The sequence below is a fragment of the Pseudomonas sp. H11T01 genome (assembly GCF_048515765.1).
Taxonomy (GTDB): Bacteria; Pseudomonadota; Gammaproteobacteria; order Pseudomonadales; family Pseudomonadaceae; genus Aquipseudomonas.
Map to the genome: position 1 here is coordinate 42,960 of NZ_JBLYED010000026.1, position 20,509 is coordinate 63,468.

General features: G+C 58.8%; 20 protein-coding genes. 7 read left to right on the plus strand and 13 right to left on the minus strand.

The genetic code is table 11. The features are described from left to right. Nucleotides 1-84: 84 nt before the first annotated feature. Nucleotides 85-1,398, minus strand: coding sequence for an OprD family porin (locus tag ACN1C3_RS26695; protein WP_419118730.1), 1,314 nt, complete (start codon nucleotides 1,396-1,398; stop codon nucleotides 85-87). A 105-nt stretch (nucleotides 1,399-1,503) separates the two neighbouring features. Continuing rightward, nucleotides 1,504-2,754: a kynureninase gene (gene kynU / locus ACN1C3_RS26700; RefSeq protein ID WP_419118731.1), complete on the minus strand. Its 1,251-nt coding sequence runs from the start codon at nucleotides 2,752-2,754 to the stop codon at nucleotides 1,504-1,506. A 220-nt stretch (nucleotides 2,755-2,974) separates the two neighbouring features. Here kynU and ACN1C3_RS26705 point away from each other — a divergent pair, with 220 nt between their 5' ends. Further along, nucleotides 2,975-3,448, plus strand: coding sequence for an Lrp/AsnC family transcriptional regulator (locus tag ACN1C3_RS26705; protein WP_419118732.1), 474 nt, complete (start codon nucleotides 2,975-2,977; stop codon nucleotides 3,446-3,448). A 148-nt stretch (nucleotides 3,449-3,596) separates the two neighbouring features. On the opposite strand, the gene ACN1C3_RS26710 is transcribed toward ACN1C3_RS26705, so the two are convergent. The 8 genes from ACN1C3_RS26710 to ACN1C3_RS26745 all read right to left on the minus strand — a co-directional run bounded on the left by ACN1C3_RS26710 (nucleotide 3,597) and on the right by ACN1C3_RS26745 (nucleotide 10,912). Further along, nucleotides 3,597-4,376, minus strand: coding sequence for a 1,6-dihydroxycyclohexa-2,4-diene-1-carboxylate dehydrogenase (locus ACN1C3_RS26710; RefSeq protein WP_419118733.1), 780 nt, complete (start codon nucleotides 4,374-4,376; stop codon nucleotides 3,597-3,599). A 27-nt stretch (nucleotides 4,377-4,403) separates the two neighbouring features. Beyond that, nucleotides 4,404-5,417: a benzoate 1,2-dioxygenase electron transfer component BenC gene (benC, locus tag ACN1C3_RS26715; RefSeq protein ID WP_419118734.1), complete on the minus strand. Its 1,014-nt coding sequence runs from the start codon at nucleotides 5,415-5,417 to the stop codon at nucleotides 4,404-4,406. A gap of 10 nt (nucleotides 5,418-5,427) precedes the next feature. Continuing rightward, nucleotides 5,428-5,916, minus strand: a complete 489-nt coding sequence (gene benB, locus ACN1C3_RS26720) for a benzoate 1,2-dioxygenase small subunit (RefSeq protein ID WP_419118735.1) — start codon at nucleotides 5,914-5,916, stop codon at nucleotides 5,428-5,430. Continuing rightward, nucleotides 5,916-7,274, minus strand: coding sequence for a benzoate 1,2-dioxygenase large subunit (gene benA / locus ACN1C3_RS26725; RefSeq protein ID WP_419118736.1), 1,359 nt, complete (start codon nucleotides 7,272-7,274; stop codon nucleotides 5,916-5,918). The genes benB and benA overlap by 1 nt, the downstream gene beginning before the upstream one ends. Nucleotides 7,275-7,412: 138 nt before the next feature. After that, the gene (locus ACN1C3_RS26730) at nucleotides 7,413-8,369 is read right to left on the minus strand and encodes an AraC family transcriptional regulator (RefSeq protein WP_419118737.1); all 957 of its coding nucleotides are present in this window, start codon (nucleotides 8,367-8,369) and stop codon (nucleotides 7,413-7,415) included. Between the two features lie 109 nt (nucleotides 8,370-8,478). Next, the gene (gene catA, locus ACN1C3_RS26735; protein WP_419118738.1) at nucleotides 8,479-9,408 is read right to left on the minus strand and encodes a catechol 1,2-dioxygenase; all 930 of its coding nucleotides are present in this window, start codon (nucleotides 9,406-9,408) and stop codon (nucleotides 8,479-8,481) included. A 52-nt stretch (nucleotides 9,409-9,460) separates the two neighbouring features. Then, nucleotides 9,461-9,751: a muconolactone Delta-isomerase gene (gene catC / locus ACN1C3_RS26740; protein ID WP_419118739.1), complete on the minus strand. Its 291-nt coding sequence runs from the start codon at nucleotides 9,749-9,751 to the stop codon at nucleotides 9,461-9,463. A 12-nt stretch (nucleotides 9,752-9,763) separates the two neighbouring features. Beyond that, nucleotides 9,764-10,912 carry a muconate cycloisomerase family protein gene (locus ACN1C3_RS26745; protein WP_419118740.1) on the minus strand — a complete coding sequence of 383 codons (1,149 nt, stop codon included), beginning with the start codon at nucleotides 10,910-10,912 and terminating at the stop codon, nucleotides 9,764-9,766. Nucleotides 10,913-11,048: 136 nt separating this feature from the next. On the opposite strand from ACN1C3_RS26745, the gene ACN1C3_RS26750 reads away from it, so the two are divergent. Beyond that, complete coding sequence (locus tag ACN1C3_RS26750; RefSeq protein WP_419118741.1) at nucleotides 11,049-11,933, plus strand: LysR family transcriptional regulator; 885 nt, start codon at nucleotides 11,049-11,051, stop codon at nucleotides 11,931-11,933. Between the two features lie 12 nt (nucleotides 11,934-11,945). Here the strand turns inward: ACN1C3_RS26750 and ACN1C3_RS26755 are convergent, their stop codons facing one another. Continuing rightward, nucleotides 11,946-12,959, minus strand: a complete 1,014-nt coding sequence (locus ACN1C3_RS26755; protein ID WP_419118742.1) for a helix-turn-helix domain-containing protein — start codon at nucleotides 12,957-12,959, stop codon at nucleotides 11,946-11,948. Between the two features lie 584 nt (nucleotides 12,960-13,543). Between ACN1C3_RS26755 and antA the strand changes: the two genes are divergently transcribed. From antA to ACN1C3_RS26775, 4 genes are all read left to right on the plus strand, one after another. Next, nucleotides 13,544-14,932, plus strand: coding sequence for an anthranilate 1,2-dioxygenase large subunit (antA, locus tag ACN1C3_RS26760; protein WP_419118743.1), 1,389 nt, complete (start codon nucleotides 13,544-13,546; stop codon nucleotides 14,930-14,932). Nucleotides 14,933-14,934: 2 nt separating this feature from the next. Beyond that, nucleotides 14,935-15,426 (plus strand): anthranilate 1,2-dioxygenase small subunit, encoded by a 492-nt coding sequence (antB, locus tag ACN1C3_RS26765; RefSeq protein WP_419118744.1) that lies wholly within the window; start codon nucleotides 14,935-14,937, stop codon nucleotides 15,424-15,426. A gap of 18 nt (nucleotides 15,427-15,444) precedes the next feature. Then, on the plus strand, nucleotides 15,445-16,467 hold the full coding sequence (antC, locus tag ACN1C3_RS26770) for an anthranilate 1,2-dioxygenase electron transfer component AntC (RefSeq protein WP_419118745.1): 1,023 nt from the start codon (nucleotides 15,445-15,447) through the stop codon (nucleotides 16,465-16,467). A gap of 71 nt (nucleotides 16,468-16,538) precedes the next feature. Further along, on the plus strand, nucleotides 16,539-17,942 hold the full coding sequence (locus ACN1C3_RS26775; RefSeq protein ID WP_419118746.1) for an amino acid permease: 1,404 nt from the start codon (nucleotides 16,539-16,541) through the stop codon (nucleotides 17,940-17,942). A 221-nt stretch (nucleotides 17,943-18,163) separates the two neighbouring features. Here ACN1C3_RS26775 and kynA read toward each other — a convergent pair whose 3' ends face one another. Together kynA and kynB are read right to left on the minus strand one after the other, a co-directional pair. Further along, nucleotides 18,164-19,018 carry a tryptophan 2,3-dioxygenase gene (gene kynA, locus ACN1C3_RS26780; RefSeq protein WP_419118747.1) on the minus strand — a complete coding sequence of 285 codons (855 nt, stop codon included), beginning with the start codon at nucleotides 19,016-19,018 and terminating at the stop codon, nucleotides 18,164-18,166. Next, entirely contained in the window at nucleotides 19,015-19,692 is a 678-nt protein-coding gene (gene kynB / locus ACN1C3_RS26785) for an arylformamidase (protein WP_419118748.1), read from the minus strand. Before kynB ends, kynA begins: the two co-directional genes overlap by 4 nt. A 300-nt stretch (nucleotides 19,693-19,992) precedes the next feature. Between kynB and ACN1C3_RS26790 the strand changes: the two genes are divergently transcribed. Then, nucleotides 19,993-20,337, plus strand: coding sequence for a cupin domain-containing protein (locus tag ACN1C3_RS26790; protein ID WP_008024653.1), 345 nt, complete (start codon nucleotides 19,993-19,995; stop codon nucleotides 20,335-20,337). The last annotated feature ends 172 nt before the right edge of the window (nucleotides 20,338-20,509 follow it).

Genomic DNA, 20,509 nt, shown 5'->3' on the forward strand with positions numbered 1-20,509 from the left:
CTGTCCTCTGAATATTGTCTTTCTTGAAGAGAGCAAGTCGTTGGGATTACCCGTGGGGATCAGCCACACACAGCAGGACACGGATCAGAAAATACTCAGCGGATACTCGATGATCACCCGGACTTCGTTGTTGTCGGTGGTGTCCGCCCGGGCCACCTGGGCGGTCGAACGCAAACTGGCCTGACGCACGCGCACCGACAGATCCTTGGCCTTGCCCTCTTGCACCACGTAGCGCGCTTCAAGGTCGCGCTCCCAGCGCTTGCCGTCACTGCCGTAACGCCCATAGGCGCCATTGGCACCCCCGTCGTAGTGGCTGTCGTCGATGTGGTCACCGCTGACGTAACGCGACATGAAGCTCAGGCCCGGTACGCCGAAAGGCGCCATGTCCAGGTCATAACGCAGCTGCCAGGAACGTTCGTTGGGTGCGTTGAAATCGACAATCTGCACCGAGTTGGCGAGGAAGATCGAGGTGCCCGGCTGCTGATCGAAACCCAGATAATCGAACGGCTCATCGCCATCGACCCGTTGGTAAGCCAGGGTCAATCGATGTGCACCGACCTTGTAAGCGGCGGCCAGCGACCAGGTGGTGTTGTCGATCTTGCCGGCCAGGCGCTGGCCATAGTCGCTGGTGCGGTAAATATTGAAATCCAGGTTCAGCGACTGGAGTTCGCTCAGCGCATAGCTGTAGTTAGCGTTGGCGTAGTACTGCCGCCAGATATCGGCGAACTCAGAACCGTACAGACTGACGCTCAATTGATCGCTCAGGGCATAGCTGCCGCCCAGATAATCGACGCTGCGGGTTTCCACCCCGGCATACAGCGCCTTGAGGGCGCCATCGTCGTTGGTCGAGGCACTGTCATTGCCGGAGGTGAAGTGCCCGGCGTCGAACAGCAGCCCTTTCAACTCGCTGCTGGTCAGCTGGAAACCGTTGGCATAGGTGGTGAACAGTCGCGCGTTGCCGGTGCCGAACACCGGGTTGAGCGGTGTCAGGTTGCCGTACTTGAGTTCGGTCTTGGAGATCCGCGCCTTGAGCGCGCCACCCGCTTCGGAATACTCATCCTCGGCGCGACCATCGGAACCGACCGGCAGCAAACCGGTGCCGGTACGGCCCTTGCCGCTGTCGAGTTTGAGCCCCAACTGCGCATAGGCGTCGACCCCAAAGCCCACAGTGCCCTGGGTATAACCGGAACGGTAATCGAGCATGATCCCGTGGGCCCATTCGTCCCGATAGTTCTGACCACCCGGGTTGTTGAGGTTGTTGCGGTAGAAATAGAAATTGCGGTTGGTCAGGGTCAGGCTGCTGTCTTCAACAAATCCATTGTCGGGTGTGGCAAAGGCCACTTGGCCGAGACAGCTAGTGATGGCGAGCGGCAAGGCGGGCCAGAGGGACAGTTTCATTCTGCGTGCTCCTTATTATTGTGTTTTCACAGAACTGCTTATTGGAGGCGACCGAAGCCCTGCTGCCGGGAAATTCGCGGCAGCAAGACAAGGGCGTCGGATGTATCAGGTGACGCTGTGGCGGACCTGGAACTGCTCTTGCGACCAGGTTTTCTGATCAAGTATTTCGCCGAGGATCTGCACCGCATCCCAGACCTCGGTGAAGCTGGTGTACAGCGGAGTGAAGCCAAACCGCATGATCCGTGGCTCGCGGTAGTCACCGATCACGCCACGGGCGATCAAGGCCTGGATCACCGCATAGCCTTCGGGATGTTCGAAGCTGACATGGCTGCCACGCCTGGCGTGTTCGCGTGGGGTAATCAGGGTCAGCTCATGAGCGGCGCAACGCTGCTCGACCAACTGGATGAACAGGTCAGTCAGGGCCAGGGATTTGTTGCGCAGGCTGGCCATGTCGGTCTGAGCGAAAACATCCAGACCGCACTCGACCATCGCCAATGAAGTGATCGGCTGGGTGCCGCACAAGTAGCGAGCGATCCCGCTGCTCGGCTCGTAGCGAGACTCCATGGCGAATTGCCGCGAATGCCCGAACCAGCCGGACAGCGGCTGCGCCACCAGATCGCACAGTTCAGGAGCCACCCAGACAAAGGCTTGAGAACCCGGGCCGCCATTGAGGTACTTGTAGGTGCAGCCGATGGCGTAATCGGCGCCTGCTTGATGCAGATCGACTGGCACCGCGCCGGCGGAATGCGCCAGGTCCCAGATGGCCAGCGCGCCACACTCGTGGGTCAGCGCGGTCAGGGCCTGCATGTCGTGCATGTAACCGGTTTTGTAGTTGACGTGGGTGAGCATGACCACCGCAGTGTCCTGATCAATCGCTTGCGGCAGCGCTTCGGGACTGTCCACCAGACGTAGGGTGTAGCCCTGCTGCAGCATGTCCGCCAGACCTTCGGCGATGTACAGGTCGGTCGGGAAGTTGCTGGTCTCAGTGACGATCACCCGCCGCGTCGGCGCCCGCGTGGCCTGCACACGCAGGGCGGCGCTGAGCACCTTGAACAGGTTGATCGAGGTGGTGTCGGTCACCACCACTTCACCGTCACCGGCGCCAATCAGCCCTGCCAATCGATTGCCCAGACGCTCAGGCAGGTCGCGCCAGCCGGCGCTGTTCCAACTGCGGATCAGGCCATTGCCCCATTCCTCGGCGATCACCGCCTGAGCACGCGCCAACGCGGCGACCGGGCGAGCGCCCAGGGAGTTGCCATCGAGATAAATCACGCCTTCGGGGAGCGCAAACTGCTGACGCAAAGGCGCCAGAGCGTCCTGCGCATCGAGCGCCAGGCAATCGTTTCTTGTAGTCATTGGATGTCCTGTTTTTTGAAAGAAGTGCCGTCCGGGCAGATCGATATAGTCGGGTCGGGCATGGGTGTGAGCGTCGTGTTTCAGGCGCTATTTGCGCCTTCACGGTGAGGAGATAATGAACGAAGTATTGGAGAATTTTCGTGCAAAGTAAGCGGTCATAGCGTAGTTATCTCGAAGATAATTCGAATCAAACTCCAAAAAACGAGGATTTATTCTAGCCATGACTCTCGACTCGACAGACCTGCGGATCCTGCATCATTTGCAACAGGATGGCCGCATCAGCAATCAGGAATTGGCGGAGAAAGTCGCACTGTCGCCATCGGCCTGTTTACGCCGTTTGCGCCTGCTGGAAAGTGAGGGAATCATCACCGGCTATCGCGCAGTGCTGAACGCCGAACGACTGGGAATTGAGCTGGAAGCCATCGTCCATGTGTCATTGCGACAGGACGTCGAGGACTGGCACGAGACCTTCATCAAGAAGGTCCAGTTGTGGCCGGAAGTGGTCACCGCCTACGTGATTACCGGGGCGAGTAACTATGTGCTGCGGGTCCAGGCGCGCAACCTCAAACACTTCTCCGATTTCATCGTCAACCAGCTAAACCGCACGGCGGGGGTTACCGATATCCGCTCGGAAATCGTGTTGCAGAAAATCAAGGAACGGGAGGAGTTGCTTGATTTGGTGGTGCGGAAGTGAGGGCTGTCAGTTAAGTAGGTGCAGTCTACAAAACCATACAGATCCAGTGTGGGAGCGGGCGTGCCCGCGAAGCTTTTGGCGGCCGTGAGGGCCCCTTCGCGGGCAAGCCCGCTCCCACAGGTTTGGCGTTCAGACCTTGAGGCCATCATCAACCCTGATCACCACCACCCACCGGCAGTGTCATGCCGGTGATGTAAGACGCCTCATCCGAGGCCAGAAACAATATCGCCGCAGCCTGTTCGTCGACCGTGCCATAACGCTTCATCAGGCTACTGTCGCAGGTCTGCTCAACGATCTGCTGGTACCAGATTTTCTCTTGAGGCGTTTGCTCGGCGCTGTTGCGCGGGATGCGCCGGGCCGGTGCTTCTGTACCTCCGGGGGCCGTGGCATTGACCCGGATGCCGCGCTCGGCGGTCTCGAATGCCAGGCATGCCGTCAGCGCATTCACCCCACCCTTGGCCGCGCCGTAGGGCACGCGATTGATGCTGCGGGTGGCAATCGACGACACGTTGACGATAGCCCCACTGCCCTGCTCCAACATGTACGGCAACGCGGCATGACAGCACCAGAGTGTCGGGAACAGCGAGCGCTGTACCTCACTCATGATCTCTTCTGGTTTGTAATGCTCGAACGGCTTGGCCCAGATCGTCCCGCCAACATTGTTGATCAGAATATCCAGCCGACCGAAGCGCTCGATAGCCTGAGCCATGACCCGGCTGCACTCTGTGTACTGCTCAAGGTCGGCGGTCAGCGCCAGCACTTCGCTGCCGGTCGCCAGTTCATCGCGCAACTCGAAAATCAGTTCCGAACGATCGACTACCACCAGCTGCGCACCTTCGGCAGCCATGCGCTCGGCGACTCGTCGGCCAATGCCCTGGGCTGCGCCGGTGATCAATGCGACCTTACCGCTGAAACGTAAACTGCTCATGTCATCTCCTCAACCATGGGATTGGATTCAGGCCGCGCTGGCAGCGAATTTCTCGTAGTAGAAGTTCGCCGGCGCAATGCCCTGCTCGGCCAGGTAGCGGCTGACCCCATCGACCATCGGCGGCGGCCCACAAAGGTAGACGTCGACATCACCGGCGTTGAGGTGCTGCGGTTCGATATGTTGGGTGACGTAACCCTTGAGCGGATGCCCGCTGTCCGGATTGGCGACGCACGCGCTGAAGCTGAAATTTGGAATGCTCGCCGCGAACCCTTGCAGCCGCTCCATTTCCACCAAATCATGGTCGTTGGTCACGCCGTAGATCAGGTGCAGCGGATACTCACTGCCCTGCTCGGCAATGCGCTCCAGCATCGCGGTAAAGGGCGCCAACCCGGTCCCGCCCGCCAGCAACAGCAACGGCCGGCGGATTTCCCGCAGATAGAAAGAGCCCAACGGACCAGCCAGGTTGATCGAGTCGCCGGCCTTGGCCAATCCGGTAAGGAAACTGCTCATCAACCCGCCTGGCACATTGCGGATCAGGAAACTGACCTCACCGTCACGCTGCAGCGAGCTGAAGGAATAGGCGCGAGTCTGCTCGCTGCCGGGTACTTGCAGGTTGACGTATTGCCCCGGCAGGAACGCCAGTTTGCTCAGTGCCTCGCCCTTGATCGACAGCGACAGAGTACTGTCGGAGAGCTGGCGAATCTGACTGATGGCGGCGTTGTAGCTGCTCTGCTGAGTGCGACAAACATCCGAAGACACCGGGACGCGCACCACACAGTCGCTTTGCGCGCGCATCTGGCAGGTCAGCACGTAACCTTGGGCCGCTTCATCCTCGCTGAGCGCGTCTTCGATGTACTCATCGCCCAGATCATAGCGCCCGGCTTCAGCGAAACATTTGCAAGTACCGCAGGCGCCGTCGCGGCAGTCCAGCGGAATGTTGATGCCTTGGCGATAGGCGGCGTCGGCGACGGTTTCACCGACATCGGCGGCGATGAAACGGGTGACCCCGTCTTCAAAATTCAATGCGATTTGATGGCTCATGGCAGCGGCCTCACAGATGGTAGATGTCGATGACCTGACGGACGTAATCGTTCTTCAGGATGACTTTCTTGGCCTTGATCAGTGGGGTCTCGCCACGCACATCGAGGGTGTAGAAACTGCTCCCGAAATAGCTGTCCACGGTCTTGTAGCGAAAGCTCAGGGTGTGCCAGTTGAAACGCACCTTGCATTGGCCATCGGCGACTTCCAGCAGCTCGATATTGCTGATGTTATGGGAGGTCCGGGTGTCCGGCACGCTGGCGCTGGAGCGCTCGGTCTTGATCCGGAAGACCCGGTCTTCGAGACCTCCACGGTTGCCGTACCAGATCAGCGAAATTTCTTTCTGTGGGTCTTCGGTCAGCTCGTCGTTGTCGTCCCAGGACGGCATCCAGAAACTCGCATCGGCGGCGTACAGCTCCAGCCAGTTGTCCCAGTCCTTGTCGTCCAGGTAGCGCGCTTCGCGGTAGAGGAAGTCACGCACCGCGTCATGGGAAATGCTCATCACACGGCCTCCACGGGGATGGTTTTCGACTGTTCGGCGGCCAATGCCTTGAGCATGGTCTCTTGCCAGTACTTGTGCTGCAGCACGAACAGACCTTCGTCTTCAGTGCGCACGCCACTGAGCAGCGGGTGCAGATCGATTTCCTGGGCTGCCGGATCAGCGCCTTCAACCCAATGCATGGCGCCGCGCGACATGTCGTTCCAACCGGCGCTGCCCTCATAGCCGACCTGGCAGGAGCGGAACTCTTCCAGGTCATCGGGAGTGGCCATGCCACTGACGTTGAAGAAATCTTCGTATTGGCGAATGCGCTTGGAACGGGCGTCGTCGCTCTCGCCTTTCGGCGCGATGCAGTAGATGGTGATTTCGGTGCGATTCACCGAGATCGGCCGGGCGATACGGATCTGCGAGCTGAACTGGTCCATCAGGTAGACGTTGGGGTACAGACAGAGGTTGCGCGAGTTCTCGATCATCCAGTCGGCGCGGGCCTGACCGAAGTCCTTCGCCAGTTCATCGCGGCGCTCGTACAGCGGGCGGTCTTCAGGGTTGGACCAGCGGGTCCAGAGCAGCATGTGGCCCTTGTCGAAGGAGTAGAAACCACCGCCCTGCTTGGCCCAGCTGCCGGCGCTCATGGTCGGATTGCAGTCACCGGCCTCGCGCTGTTTGCGCTGGTTCTGGGTGGCGGCGTAGTTCCAGTGCACGGAGCTGACGTGATAGCCGTCGGCACCGTTTTCGGCGGTGAGTTTCCAGTTGCCTTCGTAGATGTAGCTGGACGATCCGCGCAGCACTTCAAGGCCATCGGCGGACTGATCGACGATCATGTCGATGATCTTCGCCGACTCGCCGAGATGCTCGGCCAGCGGCAACACGTCAGCCTTCAGGCTGCCAAACAGAAAACCGCGATAAGACTCGAACCGCGCGACCTTGGTCAGGTCGTGGGAGCCTTCGCAGTTGAAACTCGACGGGTAGCCCGCTTCGGCCGGATCCTTGACCTTAAGCAGCTTGCCGGAGTTGTTGAAGGTCCAGCCATGGAACGGGCAGGTATAGGACGCCTTGTTGCCAGTCTTGTGCCGGCACAGCATCGCGCCGCGATGACTGCAGGCATTGATAAAAGCATTGAGCACGCCATCCTTGTTCCGCGCGATAAAGATCGACTGGCGGCCCATGGTGGTGGTGTAGAAATCGTTCTTGTTGGGGATCTGGCTCTCATGGGCCAGGTACAGCCAATTCCCTTCGAAGATGTGTTCCATTTCCAGATCGAACAACCGCGGGTCAGTGAACATCTCGCGCTTGCAGCGGTAGACGCCCTGTTCCGGGTCTTCTTCAAGCAGTGAATGAAGGTATTCAGGTCGCAAAGACATGGTCACAGCCCTCCGTTGTTTTTGTTCAGGCAAGGCTCATGCTAGGCAGGTGACGCAGGCGGCAATATCCGCTGAGTGCAGATCGCTATCCGTTTTCTGCACAGGGGACGGGGGATTCAGAGGGGGTGGAACGCAGATTCAGTGACGACGCTTGAGGGTGTCCGACGGCAATTCGCCGAACTGCTGGCGATAGCTTTGCGAGAACCGTCCCAGGTGCAGGAAGCCATAGTCCATGGCCAGTTCCGTGACGTTGCGCACGTTGCACGTCTCATCGCTGAGACAGGCATGCACCCGCTCCAGCTTCTTCAGGCGAATGTAGTTATTCGGCGTGGTTCGGGCATGGCGCTCGAACAGCGAGTACAGCGAGCGCAGGCTCATGCGGGCCTGAAGCGCCAGCTCTTCACTGCCGATGTCCTGTTTCAGGTTCTGATCGATGTAGTCGACGATGTGCTCGAAGGTAGCGCCACGGGAGCTCAAGTGGGCACGGCTGACGTTGGTTTTCATCAAGCTCAGCATCTTGCTCGCAATGATCTGCGCGTAATGCTCCTGGACCTGGAGCATGGGTTCGCTCGCTTCAGCCTCCATGCAGACCATGGCCAACAAATTCACGAAGCCTTCCAGCTCTCCGAGGGTGTAGCGATTCTGCATAAAACGCACACCCGGCCCCGGGTGTAACCAACGCTGCTCCAGACAGGCCGATTCCAGCAGGCTGGTCGGCACTTTCAGAATGAATTTTTCGCAATCTGCGGAATAGGTCAGATCGACCGGGTCATCGGGATTGATCAGCAGCAGTTCGCCCGGTGCCAGGTAGTGTTCCTGATCACGCCCGCGCCACAGGCAATTGCCCCTGAGCAGGACTTGCAGGTGATAGATGGTTTCCAGTGCGGGAGAGGTGACATGAACGCTGCCGCCATAGCTGATGCGGCACAGGTCAAGGCTGGCGAATTTGCGGTGATTGAGGCTGGCCTGTGGGTTGGAGGCCCTGGGCAGATGGATGCAATGCACGCCGACGTGCTGATTGACGTAACCGGACACCGCATAGGGGTCGGCACGCTCAAACACCATACTGCGCTCGCTCAGCAGACGACTTTCCATTACCGGTCACTCTTATTGTTCTTCAGCCGTGATTCTAAGCCTGCCAACACTGCAAAAAACGCCGCGAGATAAACGGTCGGTTATCTCGCGACGCTGCGGTAATGGACGATCAGTCTTCCAGGGCGCGGACTCGCTCCATACGCTTCTGTTCAACCGGCTCGGCAGCGGACTGCACGGTGAAGTCAAAGTCGATCTGTGCGAAACGCCCTTCGACGCCCAACTCGCGGGCCATGTCCTGGTCTTCGCTGAAACGGATCTCGGCGATCAGCTCGTCACGGGTCGCGTAGGCGAAATCGTCGTGCAGGTACGGATCACCGGACAGGTTGATCTGCGTGGTCAGGTGACGATGGCCGGGCGCCGAAATGAAGAAGTGGATATGCGCCGGACGCTGGCCGTGGCGGCCCAATTGATCCAGCAACTGCTGGGTCGGACCGGTCGGCGGGCAGCCGTAGCCGGACGGCACGATACTGCGGAAACGGTAGTTCCCCTGGGCATCGGTCTCGATACGGCGGCGCAGGTTGAACTCCGATTGCGTGCCATCGAAGTAGGAGTAGGTGCCGCCGGTATTGGCCTGCCAGACATCGACGATAGCGCCAGCCAACGGTTTGCCGTCGGTGTCACGGACCTGACCCTGCATGAACAACGGGACACCCGGATCCAGGCCATCATCGAGGCGCGCTTCGTATTTCGACAGCGGCGCACCGGCCACATACAGCGGCCCTTCGATGGTCCGTGGCGTACCGCCCGACTTGCCGGCCTGCTCGTCCGCGGCATCCATCAGCAGATCCAGATAATGCTCAAGGCCTAAACCTGCCACCAGCAAACCGGCTTCCTGGTTTTTGCCGAGTTCGTTGAGGTAGTTAACCGCTTTCCAGAACTCTTCCGGGGTCACTTCCAGGTCTTCGATGATGTTTACCGAATCGCGCAGGATCCGGTAAATCAACGCTTTGGCCCGTGGGTTGCCGCCGTCATTCAGGTTGCCGCTGGCTTCTTCGAGAAACTTCTGGGCGCTGGCAGTGTGGGAAATTCTGACTGACATGATTTATTCCTCATCTTGTATTTATTAGGTTAGAGCACAAGGGTCACACGGCTTAGCGATCGTCTTCGTGAATCGACGAAGGATGCCGGCACAGTGCATTCACTTCGATGGCCATGTACGGATAAAGCGGCAGTTGCATCAGCAAGTCATGCAGTTCCTGCACGCTGTCGACGTCGAATACGCTGTAGTTGGCGTAGAGACCGGCGATCCGCCACAAGTGCCGCCATTTGCCTTGCTGTTGCAGTCGCTGGGCCAGGGCTTTTTCGTCAGCCTTGAGCTGGGCGGCGCGCTCGGGATTCATGTCGACCGGCAGGTTCACGGTCATTTTTACGTGGAACAACATGGCTTGATGTCCTCAGGCGTGTGAAGTGATAGGGGAAGACTTGTCGCGTCGGAAGAACGCCAGGCGCTCCTCATCAAGCGTCAGACCCAGGCCTGGCTCGTTCGACACATGCAGCTGAAAATCGCGGTAGACCAGTGGCGCGGTGAGAATGTCTTCGGTCAGCAACAGCGGACCGAACAGCTCGGTATCCCACGCCAGTTTGGCCAGGGTCAGAAAAGCATGGGCCGACGCCAGCGTGCCAATCCCGCCTTCGAGCATGGTGCCGCCATAGAGGCCGATCCCCGCCGCTTCGGCAATCGCTGCAGTGCGCAACACGGCACGCGGGCCGCCGTTCTTGGCGATCTTCAGGGCAAACACCGACGCCGCGCCTTCGCGGGCCAGATTGAACGCGTCCTCGACGCATTCGATGGATTCGTCGGCCATGATCGGCGCCGGGCTGGACAGGTTGAGCCGGGCCATTCCGCTACGGTTATTGCGCGAAATCGGCTGTTCGATCAGATCGATGCCGTTGTCGCCCAGCACCTGGCAGGCACGCAAGGCAATAGCTTCATCCCAGGCCTGATTGACATCGACTCGCACGCTGGCGCGATCGCCCAAGGCTTTTTTGATGGCGATGACATGGGCCAGATCCTGATTCACCTCACCGGCGCCGATCTTCAGTTTGAAGATCCGGTGACGGCGCAGATCGAGCATCTGCTCAGCTTCGGCGATGTCTTTTTCCGTGTTGCCGCTGGCCAGGGTCCAGGCCACCGGCAGGGCATCACGGACGCGTCCGCCGAGCAATTCGCTGACCGGCAGGCCAAGGCGTTTGCCTTGTGCATCGAGCAAGGCGGTTTCGATGCCGGATTTGGCGAAGGTGTTGCCGCGAATGCTGCGATCGAGCCGCAGCATGGCCGCGTTGATGTTGCAGGCATCCTGACCGATCAGCAGCGGCGCGAAGTGGCGGTCGATGTTGGTCTTGATGCTGTCCGGGCTTTCGTTGCCGTAGCTCAGGCCACCGATGGTGGTGGATTCGCCGATGCCTTCGATACCGTCGGCGCAACGCAGACGGATGATCACCAGGGTCTGGTTCTGCATCGTGTGCATCGCCAGCTTGTGCGGGCGGATGGTCGGAAGATCGACGATGATCGTCTCGATCGATTCAATGGCGCTAGCGTGCATGTCGATACCCGTCAGGTTCTTTGCTTGTTTTGCCCGATTCTGCCCCCCATTTTTTCGAGGTTCCAATATAGAATTGGTCTCGATCCATACCTTCAGGGTATGCAACACACTGAGCCGCTTTCTTTGAGGAGTCCCCATGGAGCTTCGCCATCTGCGTTATTTCCAGGTCCTGGGGGAAACCCTCAACTTCACCCGCGCCGCAGAGCGTCTGCATATCGCTCAGCCCCCCCTCAGCCGACAGATTCAGCAACTGGAAGACGAATTGGGTGTGGTGCTGCTGGAGCGCGGCCGCCCGCTGCGACTGACGGAAGCCGGACGGTATTTTTATGAACACTCCAACGTTTTGCTCGAACAACTGGGCAAAGTCTGTGACAACACCCGGCGCATCGGGCTGGGCGAGAAGACCTGGTTGGGCATCGGTTTTGCCCCTTCGACCTTGTACGGCATGCTGCCGGAGCTGATTCGCCGCTTGCGCAACAACGACGCCCTGGAACTGGAACTGGGCTTGTCGGAGATGACCACCCTGCAACAGGTCCAGGCGCTCAAGGCCGGCAGGATCGATGTAGGTTTCGGCCGCATCCGGATTGATGACCCGGCCATTCAGCAACGCGTACTGATCGAGGATCGGCTGGTCGCCGTCCTGCCCGCCGGTCACCCGCTGCTGGCCGGGCCGACGACGCTGGCCGAGTTGGCCAAGGAGCCTTTCGTGCTCTATCCGGGCAACCCCAGACCGAGCTACGCCGACCATGTGATCGCGCTGTTCGATGCTCATGGGCTGAGTATCAAGGTGTCCCAGTGGACCAATGAATTGCAGACTGCCATCGGTCTGGTCGCCGCCGGCATGGGCACGACGCTGGTGCCGGCTTCGGTGCAGGTGCTGCACCGCGCCGACATCGGCTACACCCCGTTGCTTGAGGCCACAGCCACCTCGCCGATCATTCTCAGTCGACGGGTTGCCGACCAATCGCCAGGCCTCAATCATTGCCTGCAGTTGATTGAAGAGTTGCTGATTCAACCCTAGACGGCTGGATTTTCAGAGCCCGCGCATGCGCCGGGCTTCGTTGCGCTGCAAGGTCATACTCGGGGATTCGTCGAACAACTTGCGGTACTCGGCGGAAAAACGCCCAAGGTGCGTGAAGCCCCAGCCCATGGCGATCTCAGAGATATTGCGCGCCGAGCCGTGCTCAAGGATTTCCTGACGCACGGCGTTCAACCGATACTTTTTCAGGTAGACCATCGGCGACAGGGCGAAGTACTTCTTGAACGCCTCGAACAACTTGAAACGCGAGACCCCGGCCGCGGCTTCGATGTCTTCCAGATGCAACGCTTCGCGAGCGTTGTCGTGAATGTACTGCTTGGCCCGGATCAGGTAGTGCGGCAGCTTCACGCCCAACACGTCCCGCAGTTCTTCGGAATAGTTGTTCGGCTGAGCGAGGATCAAGCCTTTGATCAGTGAACTTTCGATGTCCCGAGTGAAGGCCACCTGCTCGTACAGTTCACTGCTGCGTTCCAGTTCGGCAATGAAATAACGCGCCATGCGCCACCACGAGGCCGACGCGCCGTCCACCGCATCCATCACCGACTCGAATCGTAGCGGCGCATCCAGCGGTCGCTGCAGCATGCCTTCCAGGGACTCGCTCATGGCGGCGCGGGTGATCACCACCTGGACTTTGCGACAGTCACCGGAGATCGCCAGCACCTGGCTTTCATTCGGGGAAATGATCACGCCCTGATCGCGGTTGGATTTCAACAGGGTGCCGTTCTTGCTCAACTCCTGCTCGCCCACCAAGGGCAAACTGAGGCTGTAGCTGCTGAAGTGCTCGGCGTCTTCGATATCGACGGTGACATCGGTGCCGTATTCGATAGTGCCCAAGGTCGTGGCCATGGACTTGAACACGTTGGCGCTGTGATGAAAGCGGATTCGCTCGGGGGTCGTGGTCACGAGTCGATGCGGGCCGCAGATACCGGACATCCAGTTCCTCGCGCCCTCGAGGTCATAGCGATCGATACGAATGTCGCGAAACTGCGGATCAGCTTTGCTACTCATCACGGCGCACCCACGGCAATATTTTTTAGCGCGCTCTAACGGCGCGTATCAGGCTTGAAAAGAGCAAGTTCCACGCCACAAAACGGCCCTGCCAACCCGGTGGATAGTAATCATCGACTAAGTGGATAAAGCAGCTGTTTTGAGGCCAGCGAACAGCGCTCGACGCCCCGTAAAACAGTACCTGATTGCTGCAAACAGGTGCAGCCGTTTGTCGTTTGGTGCGGGGACTGAGTATTAGTTGCCCAGCTTGATACACAGGGTGTTACCCCAAAGCGATCGTGGTGCTGGCTCAGCCTGGTGGGTATTTGTGGCGAGGGAGCTTGCTCCCGCTGGAGCGCGCAGCGGTCCTAAAATCTGCAACCGAGGTTTATCAGATAGACCCCATCCGCCGGCTTTAGGGCTGCTTCGCAGCCCAGCGGGAGCAAGCTCCCTCGCCACAGGGGGCGCGCTCGGCTTCTCTTCCTCAGATGCCCCGCCACCGAACTTTCTGGACTGCCTTCGCCGACAAACCGGATAGACCCCGGCCCGCCCCACTCTCTCTAATGAACGCACCCGATTGGCCCGAATAAAAAAGGTACACACCCATGAGTGGCGAAAAAAACGTCGAACAATGGAAAGCGTTTATTAAAGGCTCCCTGGACTTCCGTCCGGCAGACGGCGTGTTCCGGATCGCCCGGGACATCTTCACCGAGCCGCAGTTGTTCGATCTGGAGATGGAGCTGATCTTCGAGAAGAACTGGATCTATGCCTGCCACGAAAGCGAGCTGGCCAATAATCACGACTTCATCACGATGCGCGCCGGCCGCCAGCCGATGATCATTACCCGCGACGGTGACGGCCAGCTCAACGCGCTGATCAATGCCTGCCAGCATCGCGGCACGACGCTGACCCGCGTCGGCAAAGGCAACCAGTCGACCTTCACCTGCCCGTTCCACGCCTGGTGCTACAAAAGCGATGGCCGCCTGGTCAAGGTCAAGGCTCCCGGCGAATACCCGGAAGGTTTCGACAAAGCCACTCGCGGCCTGAAAAAAGCCCGCATTCAGAGCTACAAAGGTTTCGTGTTCATCAGCCTGGATGTTCACGGCGATAACAGCCTCGAAGACTTTCTCGGCGATGCCAAAGTGTTCTTCGACATGATGGTTGCCCAGTCGCCCACCGGTGAGCTGGAAGTACTGCCCGGCAAGTCGGCCTACACCTACGACGGCAACTGGAAACTGCAGAACGAAAACGGTCTCGACGGCTATCACGTGAGCACCGTCCACTATAACTACGTGGCTACCGTGCAGCACCGCCAGCAGGTCAACAGCGAAAACGGCACCAGCTCCAGCGGCACGCTCGACTACAGCAAACTCGGCGCCGGCGACGCCAATACCGATGACGGCTGGTTCGCCTTCAATAACGGCCACAGCCTATTGTTCAGCGACATGCCCAACCCGGCGGTGCGTTCCGGCTACGCCACGATCATGCCGCGTTTGATCGAAGAACATGGCCAGGAAAAGGCCGAATGGATGATGCACCGCCTGCGCAATCTGAACATTTATCCCAGCCTGTTTTTCCTCGATCAAATCAGCTCTCAGCTGCGCATCATCCGCCCGGTGGCCTGGAACAAAACCGAAATCATCAGCCAGTGCCTGGGCGTCAAGAACGAGTCGGACGCGGATCGCGAGAACCGGATTCGTCAGTTCGAAGACTTCTTCAACGTGTCTGGACTCGGCACCCCGGATGACCTGGTGGAGTTTCGCGAAGCCCAACGTGGTTTCCAGGCACGCCTGGAGCGCTGGAGCGATATTTCCCGTGGCAGCCATCAATGGGCGACCGGCGCCACGCCCAACAGCGAGTCGATCGGCATCGCCCCGGCCATGACCGGCACCGAATTCACCCACGAAGGGCTTTACGTCAATCAGCACAGCAACTGGCAGAAATTTCTGCTCAATGGCCTGGAAGCGAAATCCCTGAAGCTGCGTGAGGTGTGAACATGAATCTGCAATTGCAGTACCAGATCGAGCAATTTTTCTACCGCAAATCCGAATTGTGCGACGCCCAGGACTGGGACGCCTACATCAAGCTGTTCGACGAGCAGAGTGAGTTTCACCTGCCGCAATGGGACTCGGAACACGTCTACACCCGCGACCCCAAACGCGAAATGTCGTTGATCTTCTACCCCAACCGTTCGGGCCTGGAAGACCGCGTGTTCCGCCTGCGCACCGGTAAATCCGCCTCATCGACCCCGATGCCACGCACCCTGCACATGGTCAACAACGTACGCATCAGTGAACTCGACGACGGTGAGCTGGAGGTGCGTTTGAACTGGCACACCCTGTTCTATCGCCTGGCCACTTCCGAGCAGTTCTACGGGCGCGCAACCTATCGCCTCAAGCCCCACGAAGACAGCTGGGTCATCGCCCGCAAACACGTGCTGTTGCTCAACGACACCATCAACTCGGTGCTCGATTTCTACCACCTCTGAATCCATGGAGACCGGGGCATGAACCACAAAGTCGCGTTCAGCTTTGCCGACGGCAAAACGCTGTTCTTTCCCGTACAGCCCAACGAAATACTGCTCGATGCCGCCCTGCGCAACGGCATCAATATTCCTCTGGATTGCCGCGAAGGCGTCTGCGGAACCTGCCAGGGCCGCTGCGAATCCGGCGACTACAGCCAGGACTACGTGGACGAGGAAGCGCTCTCCAGCCAGGACCTGCAACAACGCAAAATGCTCACCTGCCAGACCCGGGTAAAATCCGATGCGGCGTTTTATTTCGACTTCGCCTCCAGCCTGTGCAACGCCTCAGGCCCTGACCGACTCAGCGCAACGGTCACTGAAGTCAGGCAGGTCTCGGCCAGTACCGCGATCCTGCATCTGGATTTGGCCACCGCAGGCCAGCCACTGGATTTCCTGCCGGGACAATACGCCCGGCTGCTGATCCCGGGTACGCAGAGCAAGCGTTCCTACTCGTTCGCCAACCGGCCGAGCAGCAGCAATCACCTGCAATTCCTGATTCGCCTGCTGCCCGATGGGGTGATGAGCAACTACATCCGCGAACGCTGCCAGGTGGGCGACGAAATCGAACTGGAGGCGCCGCTGGGGGCGTTCTATCTTCGTCACGTTGCTAAACCGCTGATTCTGGTCGCTGGCGGCACCGGGTTATCGGCGCTGCTGGGCATGCTCGACGAGCTTGCCGAACGCGGTTGCGAGCAGTCGGTGCATTTGTACTACGGCGTGCGGGACGCAGCCGATCTGTGCGAAAGCGCACGCATCAAGGCCTATGCCGAACACATTCCGGGGTTTCGCTACACCGAGGTGGTCAGTGATCCGTCGCCTGCATGGGAGGGAAAGCGCGGTTACATCACCGAGCATTTCGACACCCGCGAACTGCGCGACGCGGCGGTCGACATGTATGTCTGCGGCCCGCCGCCGATGGTCGAATCGATCAAGAGCTGGTTGCAGGAACAGACACCTGACAGCGTTCATTTGTATTACGAAAAATTTACCGAGAGTAATATCTGATCATTCAAAAATGAGCAGCGATTCTGACGTATTCAAACCAGGCCTGACCATAACAACTAGAAGGGAACCTAATGGCGGATGAAATCTTGCAACAAGGCGAGCTCAAGCGGGGGCTGAAAAATCGTCATATTCAGCTGATCGCCTTGGGCGGCGCGATTGGCACCGGGCTGTTTCTAGGCTCTGCCGGCGTGCTCAAATCGGCCGGACCGTCGATGATCCTCGGCTATGCGATTGCCGGGTTCATCGCTTTTCTGATCATGCGCCAGCTGGGCGAGATGATTGTCGAGGAACCGGTCGCCGGTTCCTTCAGTCACTTCGCGCATAAGTACTGGGGCGGTTATGCCGGTTTTCTGTCCGGCTGGAACTACTGGGTGCTGTATGTGCTGGTGGGCATGGCCGAGCTGACGGCCGTCGGCAAGTACGTGCAGTTCTGGTGGCCGGAGGTCCCCACCTGGGTCAGCGCGGCGGTATTTTTTGTGCTGGTCAACCTGATCAACACGATGAACGTCAAAGTCTTCGGCGAGATGGAGTTCTGGTTCGCGATCATCAAGGTCGTTGCGATCATCGGCATGATCGTCCTGGGCTGCTACATGCTGTTCAGCGGCACCGGCGGCCCGCAGGCCTCGGTCAGTAACCTGTGGAAGCACGGTGGTTTCTTCCCCAACGGCACCACGGGTTTGCTGATGTCGATGGCGTTCATCATGTTCTCCTTCGGCGGTCTGGAGCTGGTCGGTATCACCGCCGCTGAAGCCAGCGAGCCGAGGAAGGTCATTCCCAAGGCGATCAACCAGGTGGTTTATCGCGTGCTGATCTTCTACGTCGGCGCACTCACCGTGCTGCTTTCGCTGTATCCGTGGGATCAACTGCTGCAAACACTGGGCGCGTCCGGCGATGCCTATAGCGGCAGTCCATTCGTGCAGATCTTCTCCTTGATCGGCAGCGATACCGCAGCGCATATCCTCAATTTCGTGGTGCTCACGGCGGCGCTCTCGGTCTATAACAGCGGCGTCTACTGCAACAGCCGCATGCTCTATGGCCTGGCCGAACAGGGCGACGCCCCCAAGTCGCTGATGAAACTGAACAAACAGGGCGTGCCATTGCGGGCGTTGGGTATATCGGCGTTGATCACCATGTTGTCCGTGCTGGTTAACTACCTCGCCCCGCATGAAGCGCTTGAGTTGCTGTTCGCACTGGTGGTCGCCTCGTTGATGATCAACTGGACGCTGATCAGCCTGACCCATCTGAAGTTTCGCAAAATCATGGGCCAGCAAGGCATCGTGCCGAGCTTCAAGTCGTTCTGGTTCCCCTTCAGCAACTACCTGTGCCTGGCGTTCATGGCCATGATCATCTGCGTCATGCTGATGATTCCAGGGATACGCGCCTCGGTCTTTGCGATACCCGTGTGGGTGTTGATCATCTACGTGTTCTACCGGCTGCGTGTAGCCAGGGATCGGGGCTTGCCGGTGGTTCAATAACCTTTAACCCTCGACAAAAAGCCCCGGCATTCGATGAATGCCGGGGCTTTGATCGTTCCCACGCTCTGCGTGGGAATGCATCCCGTGACGCTCTGCGTCACATCGCGATGGACGCGGAGCGTCCGGGGCGGCGTTACTTTGCTGCGCGTGGGAACGATCTCAAACCAAAAAACAAAAACGGCCCGGCATTCGATGAATGCCGGGCCGTTTTTTTATCCAGGTCAGAGCGTTGAGCGCACCCGCCACAATTCCGGGAACAGCACGGTGTCTAGCATCTTGCGCAGATAACCAACCCCTTCCGTGCCGCCGGTCCCCGGTTGAAAGCCGATGATCCGCTCAACCGTGGTGACATGCCGGAAGCGCCATTGACGGAACGAGTCCTCAAGGTCGATGAGCTTTTCTGCCAATTGATAGAGATCCCAATAACGCGAAGGGTCGGTGTAGACCTCACGCCAGGCCGCTTCGACTGAGGCGTCATGGGTCGTAGGACTGGTCGGGTCCCGTTCGAAACGCTGCGGGTCGATGGTCAGGCCGGCGCTCACCATCAAGCGAATCGCTTCGTCATACAGCGAAGGTGTGGCGATCGCCTTTTCAAGCTCCTGCAACAGTTCCGGCCGATGCGCATGCGGGCGCAACAGGGTTGCACTTTTGTTGCCCAGAATGAATTCGATCTCGCGGTACTGGAACGACTGGAAGCCCGATGACTGCCCCAGAAACGGCCGTATCGCGTGGTACTCGGTGGGGGTCATGGTGGCCAGCACCGTCCAGGCATGCACCAGCTGATCAAAAATCCGCGAGACCCGCGCCAGCATCTTGAAAGCGGGCGGCAACTCTCCCAGCCGGACATGTTCGCGGGCGGCTTTGAGCTCGTGCAACATCAGCTTCATCCACAGTTCAGACGTCTGATGCTGGATGATGAAGAGCATCTCGTTATGGTCCGGAGACAAGGGATGCTGAGCGCTGAGAATCCGCCCCAGATCCAGGTAGTCGCCGTAGCTCATGGAGTCGGAAAAATTCAGCTCGGCGTTATGCCATTCATCCGTCTGGTTTGCTGGGGAATAGGGACATTGGCTCATTGAGTCGGCTCCTCAAGTGACGGTTGCTGTTTACAGTGGACCAGTGGACGCAAAATCGCCCTGACCGGACTGGCATCCAGATTGGCAAAACGTAGCGGCAAAGCGATCAGTTCATAATCCCCTTCCGGGACGTCATCGAGCACGATGCCCTCGAGGATGGCCATGCCATGCCGGGCCACTGCATTGTGCGAATCCATGGTCTTGGATTGCTGCGGGTCCAGCGACGGTGTATCGATACCGATCAAGCGCACGCCTAGACTTGCCAGCAGGTCGACGGTTTCTTTGGCAACAGCCGTAAAGTCTGGATCCCAGGCCGCCAACGGCGCTTGTCGATAGGTACGCAGCAGAACCCGTTCAGGCAGGTCTTCCAAACGACCTTCCAGTTGCTCAGGGTGCACCAGTTGCCCGCTGTCCAGGCAATGCAACACGCGGCAAGGGCCGATATAGACATCCAGCGACACATCGCCAATGGCCGCACCGTCAGCGCTGTAATGCAGCGGTGCATCGACGTGAGCGCCGGTGTGAGGCGACAGGGTGATACGCCCGACATTCACTGGACACTCCGGTCCGAACTTCCACACGCGTTCTTCCTGGAAAGGCGTGTCACCCGGCCAGGTGGGTGTAGCGACACTCAAGGGCGGGCTGATATCCCACCACGACATTGTTTTTTTCATAGCAAAGCTCTCGGCCTGTTCCGAGGTGAATGATACGAGTGATACCTGTGAATATTCTTGCGAAAACCTTCGCAAACGCCCAAATGTTTCGCACAAATTGCCAAGAATCAGGCATTTACCGAGCGGAAATTTCAACGAAGAAAACAGCCAGTTCAAAAGCCTGCCTTCATCCTCCGAGCGTTGTGTGAATGCACGCTGGCTGCTGCGTTTCTGGATACCTCAGTGTCGAGTACAGACAACTGACACCTCGCCAAGCCCTATAGGGTGCGACTTCAGTTCTCCCTAACGCTCGGAGTCATCATGTCCGCACCGATTACCGTTCTTCGCGATACCCACCCATTGCCCGTGCTCGATGCCTGCAAATGGGAAAAGCTCGAAGGCGACCCGCACACCGTCAACCTCAACGCCTACACCAGCGAAGACGGCAGCAAGATCATGGGCACCTGGATCTGCACACCGGGCAAGTGGTATGTGGAATACGTGAAGTGGGAATACTGCGATTTCCGCGAGGGTTACTGCATCATCACCCCGGAAGGAAAGGAGCCGATCCATCTGCGCGCCGGTGATATCTTCGTGATCGAACCGGGGATGAAAGGCACGTGGGAAGTGGTTGAGACCGTACGCAAGTATTTCGTGTTTGCCTGATTCTGACGTTCCCTTTTGTGGGAACGGGTTTGCCTTGGCAGGCCGTTGAAAAACTCAGGACCCAAACTCGCCAAGTTTGAAGTTTTTCAGACTTGGCGTTGCCCTTCATCCCGCCTCAATTAGCAGATATTTGCCGACTCCGGCGCAGGCCAGCATTAGGCCGCATGATTCA

Excerpts from the sequence above, each read along its gene's own strand:
- ACN1C3_RS26695 (WP_419118730.1), bottom strand. The coding sequence starts at position 1,398 with ATGAAACTGTCCCTCTGGCCCGCCTTGCCGCTCGCCATCACTAGCTGT.
- kynU (WP_419118731.1), bottom strand. The coding sequence starts at position 2,754 with ATGACTACAAGAAACGATTGCCTGGCGCTCGATGCGCAGGACGCTCTG.
- ACN1C3_RS26705 (WP_419118732.1), top strand. The coding sequence starts at position 2,975 with ATGACTCTCGACTCGACAGACCTGCGGATCCTGCATCATTTGCAACAG.
- ACN1C3_RS26710 (WP_419118733.1), bottom strand. The coding sequence starts at position 4,376 with ATGAGCAGTTTACGTTTCAGCGGTAAGGTCGCATTGATCACCGGCGCA.
- benC (WP_419118734.1), bottom strand. The coding sequence starts at position 5,417 with ATGAGCCATCAAATCGCATTGAATTTTGAAGACGGGGTCACCCGTTTC.
- benB (WP_419118735.1), bottom strand. The coding sequence starts at position 5,916 with ATGAGCATTTCCCATGACGCGGTGCGTGACTTCCTCTACCGCGAAGCG.
- benA (WP_419118736.1), bottom strand. The coding sequence starts at position 7,274 with ATGTCTTTGCGACCTGAATACCTTCATTCACTGCTTGAAGAAGACCCG.
- ACN1C3_RS26730 (WP_419118737.1), bottom strand. The coding sequence starts at position 8,369 with ATGGAAAGTCGTCTGCTGAGCGAGCGCAGTATGGTGTTTGAGCGTGCC.
- catA (WP_419118738.1), bottom strand. The coding sequence starts at position 9,408 with ATGTCAGTCAGAATTTCCCACACTGCCAGCGCCCAGAAGTTTCTCGAA.
- catC (WP_419118739.1), bottom strand. The coding sequence starts at position 9,751 with ATGTTGTTCCACGTAAAAATGACCGTGAACCTGCCGGTCGACATGAAT.
- ACN1C3_RS26745 (WP_419118740.1), bottom strand. The coding sequence starts at position 10,912 with ATGCACGCTAGCGCCATTGAATCGATCGAGACGATCATCGTCGATCTT.
- ACN1C3_RS26750 (WP_419118741.1), top strand. The coding sequence starts at position 11,049 with ATGGAGCTTCGCCATCTGCGTTATTTCCAGGTCCTGGGGGAAACCCTC.
- ACN1C3_RS26755 (WP_419118742.1), bottom strand. The coding sequence starts at position 12,959 with ATGAGTAGCAAAGCTGATCCGCAGTTTCGCGACATTCGTATCGATCGC.
- antA (WP_419118743.1), top strand. The coding sequence starts at position 13,544 with ATGAGTGGCGAAAAAAACGTCGAACAATGGAAAGCGTTTATTAAAGGC.
- antB (WP_419118744.1), top strand. The coding sequence starts at position 14,935 with ATGAATCTGCAATTGCAGTACCAGATCGAGCAATTTTTCTACCGCAAA.
- antC (WP_419118745.1), top strand. The coding sequence starts at position 15,445 with ATGAACCACAAAGTCGCGTTCAGCTTTGCCGACGGCAAAACGCTGTTC.
- ACN1C3_RS26775 (WP_419118746.1), top strand. The coding sequence starts at position 16,539 with ATGGCGGATGAAATCTTGCAACAAGGCGAGCTCAAGCGGGGGCTGAAA.
- kynA (WP_419118747.1), bottom strand. The coding sequence starts at position 19,018 with ATGAGCCAATGTCCCTATTCCCCAGCAAACCAGACGGATGAATGGCAT.
- kynB (WP_419118748.1), bottom strand. The coding sequence starts at position 19,692 with ATGAAAAAAACAATGTCGTGGTGGGATATCAGCCCGCCCTTGAGTGTC.
- ACN1C3_RS26790 (WP_008024653.1), top strand. The coding sequence starts at position 19,993 with ATGTCCGCACCGATTACCGTTCTTCGCGATACCCACCCATTGCCCGTG.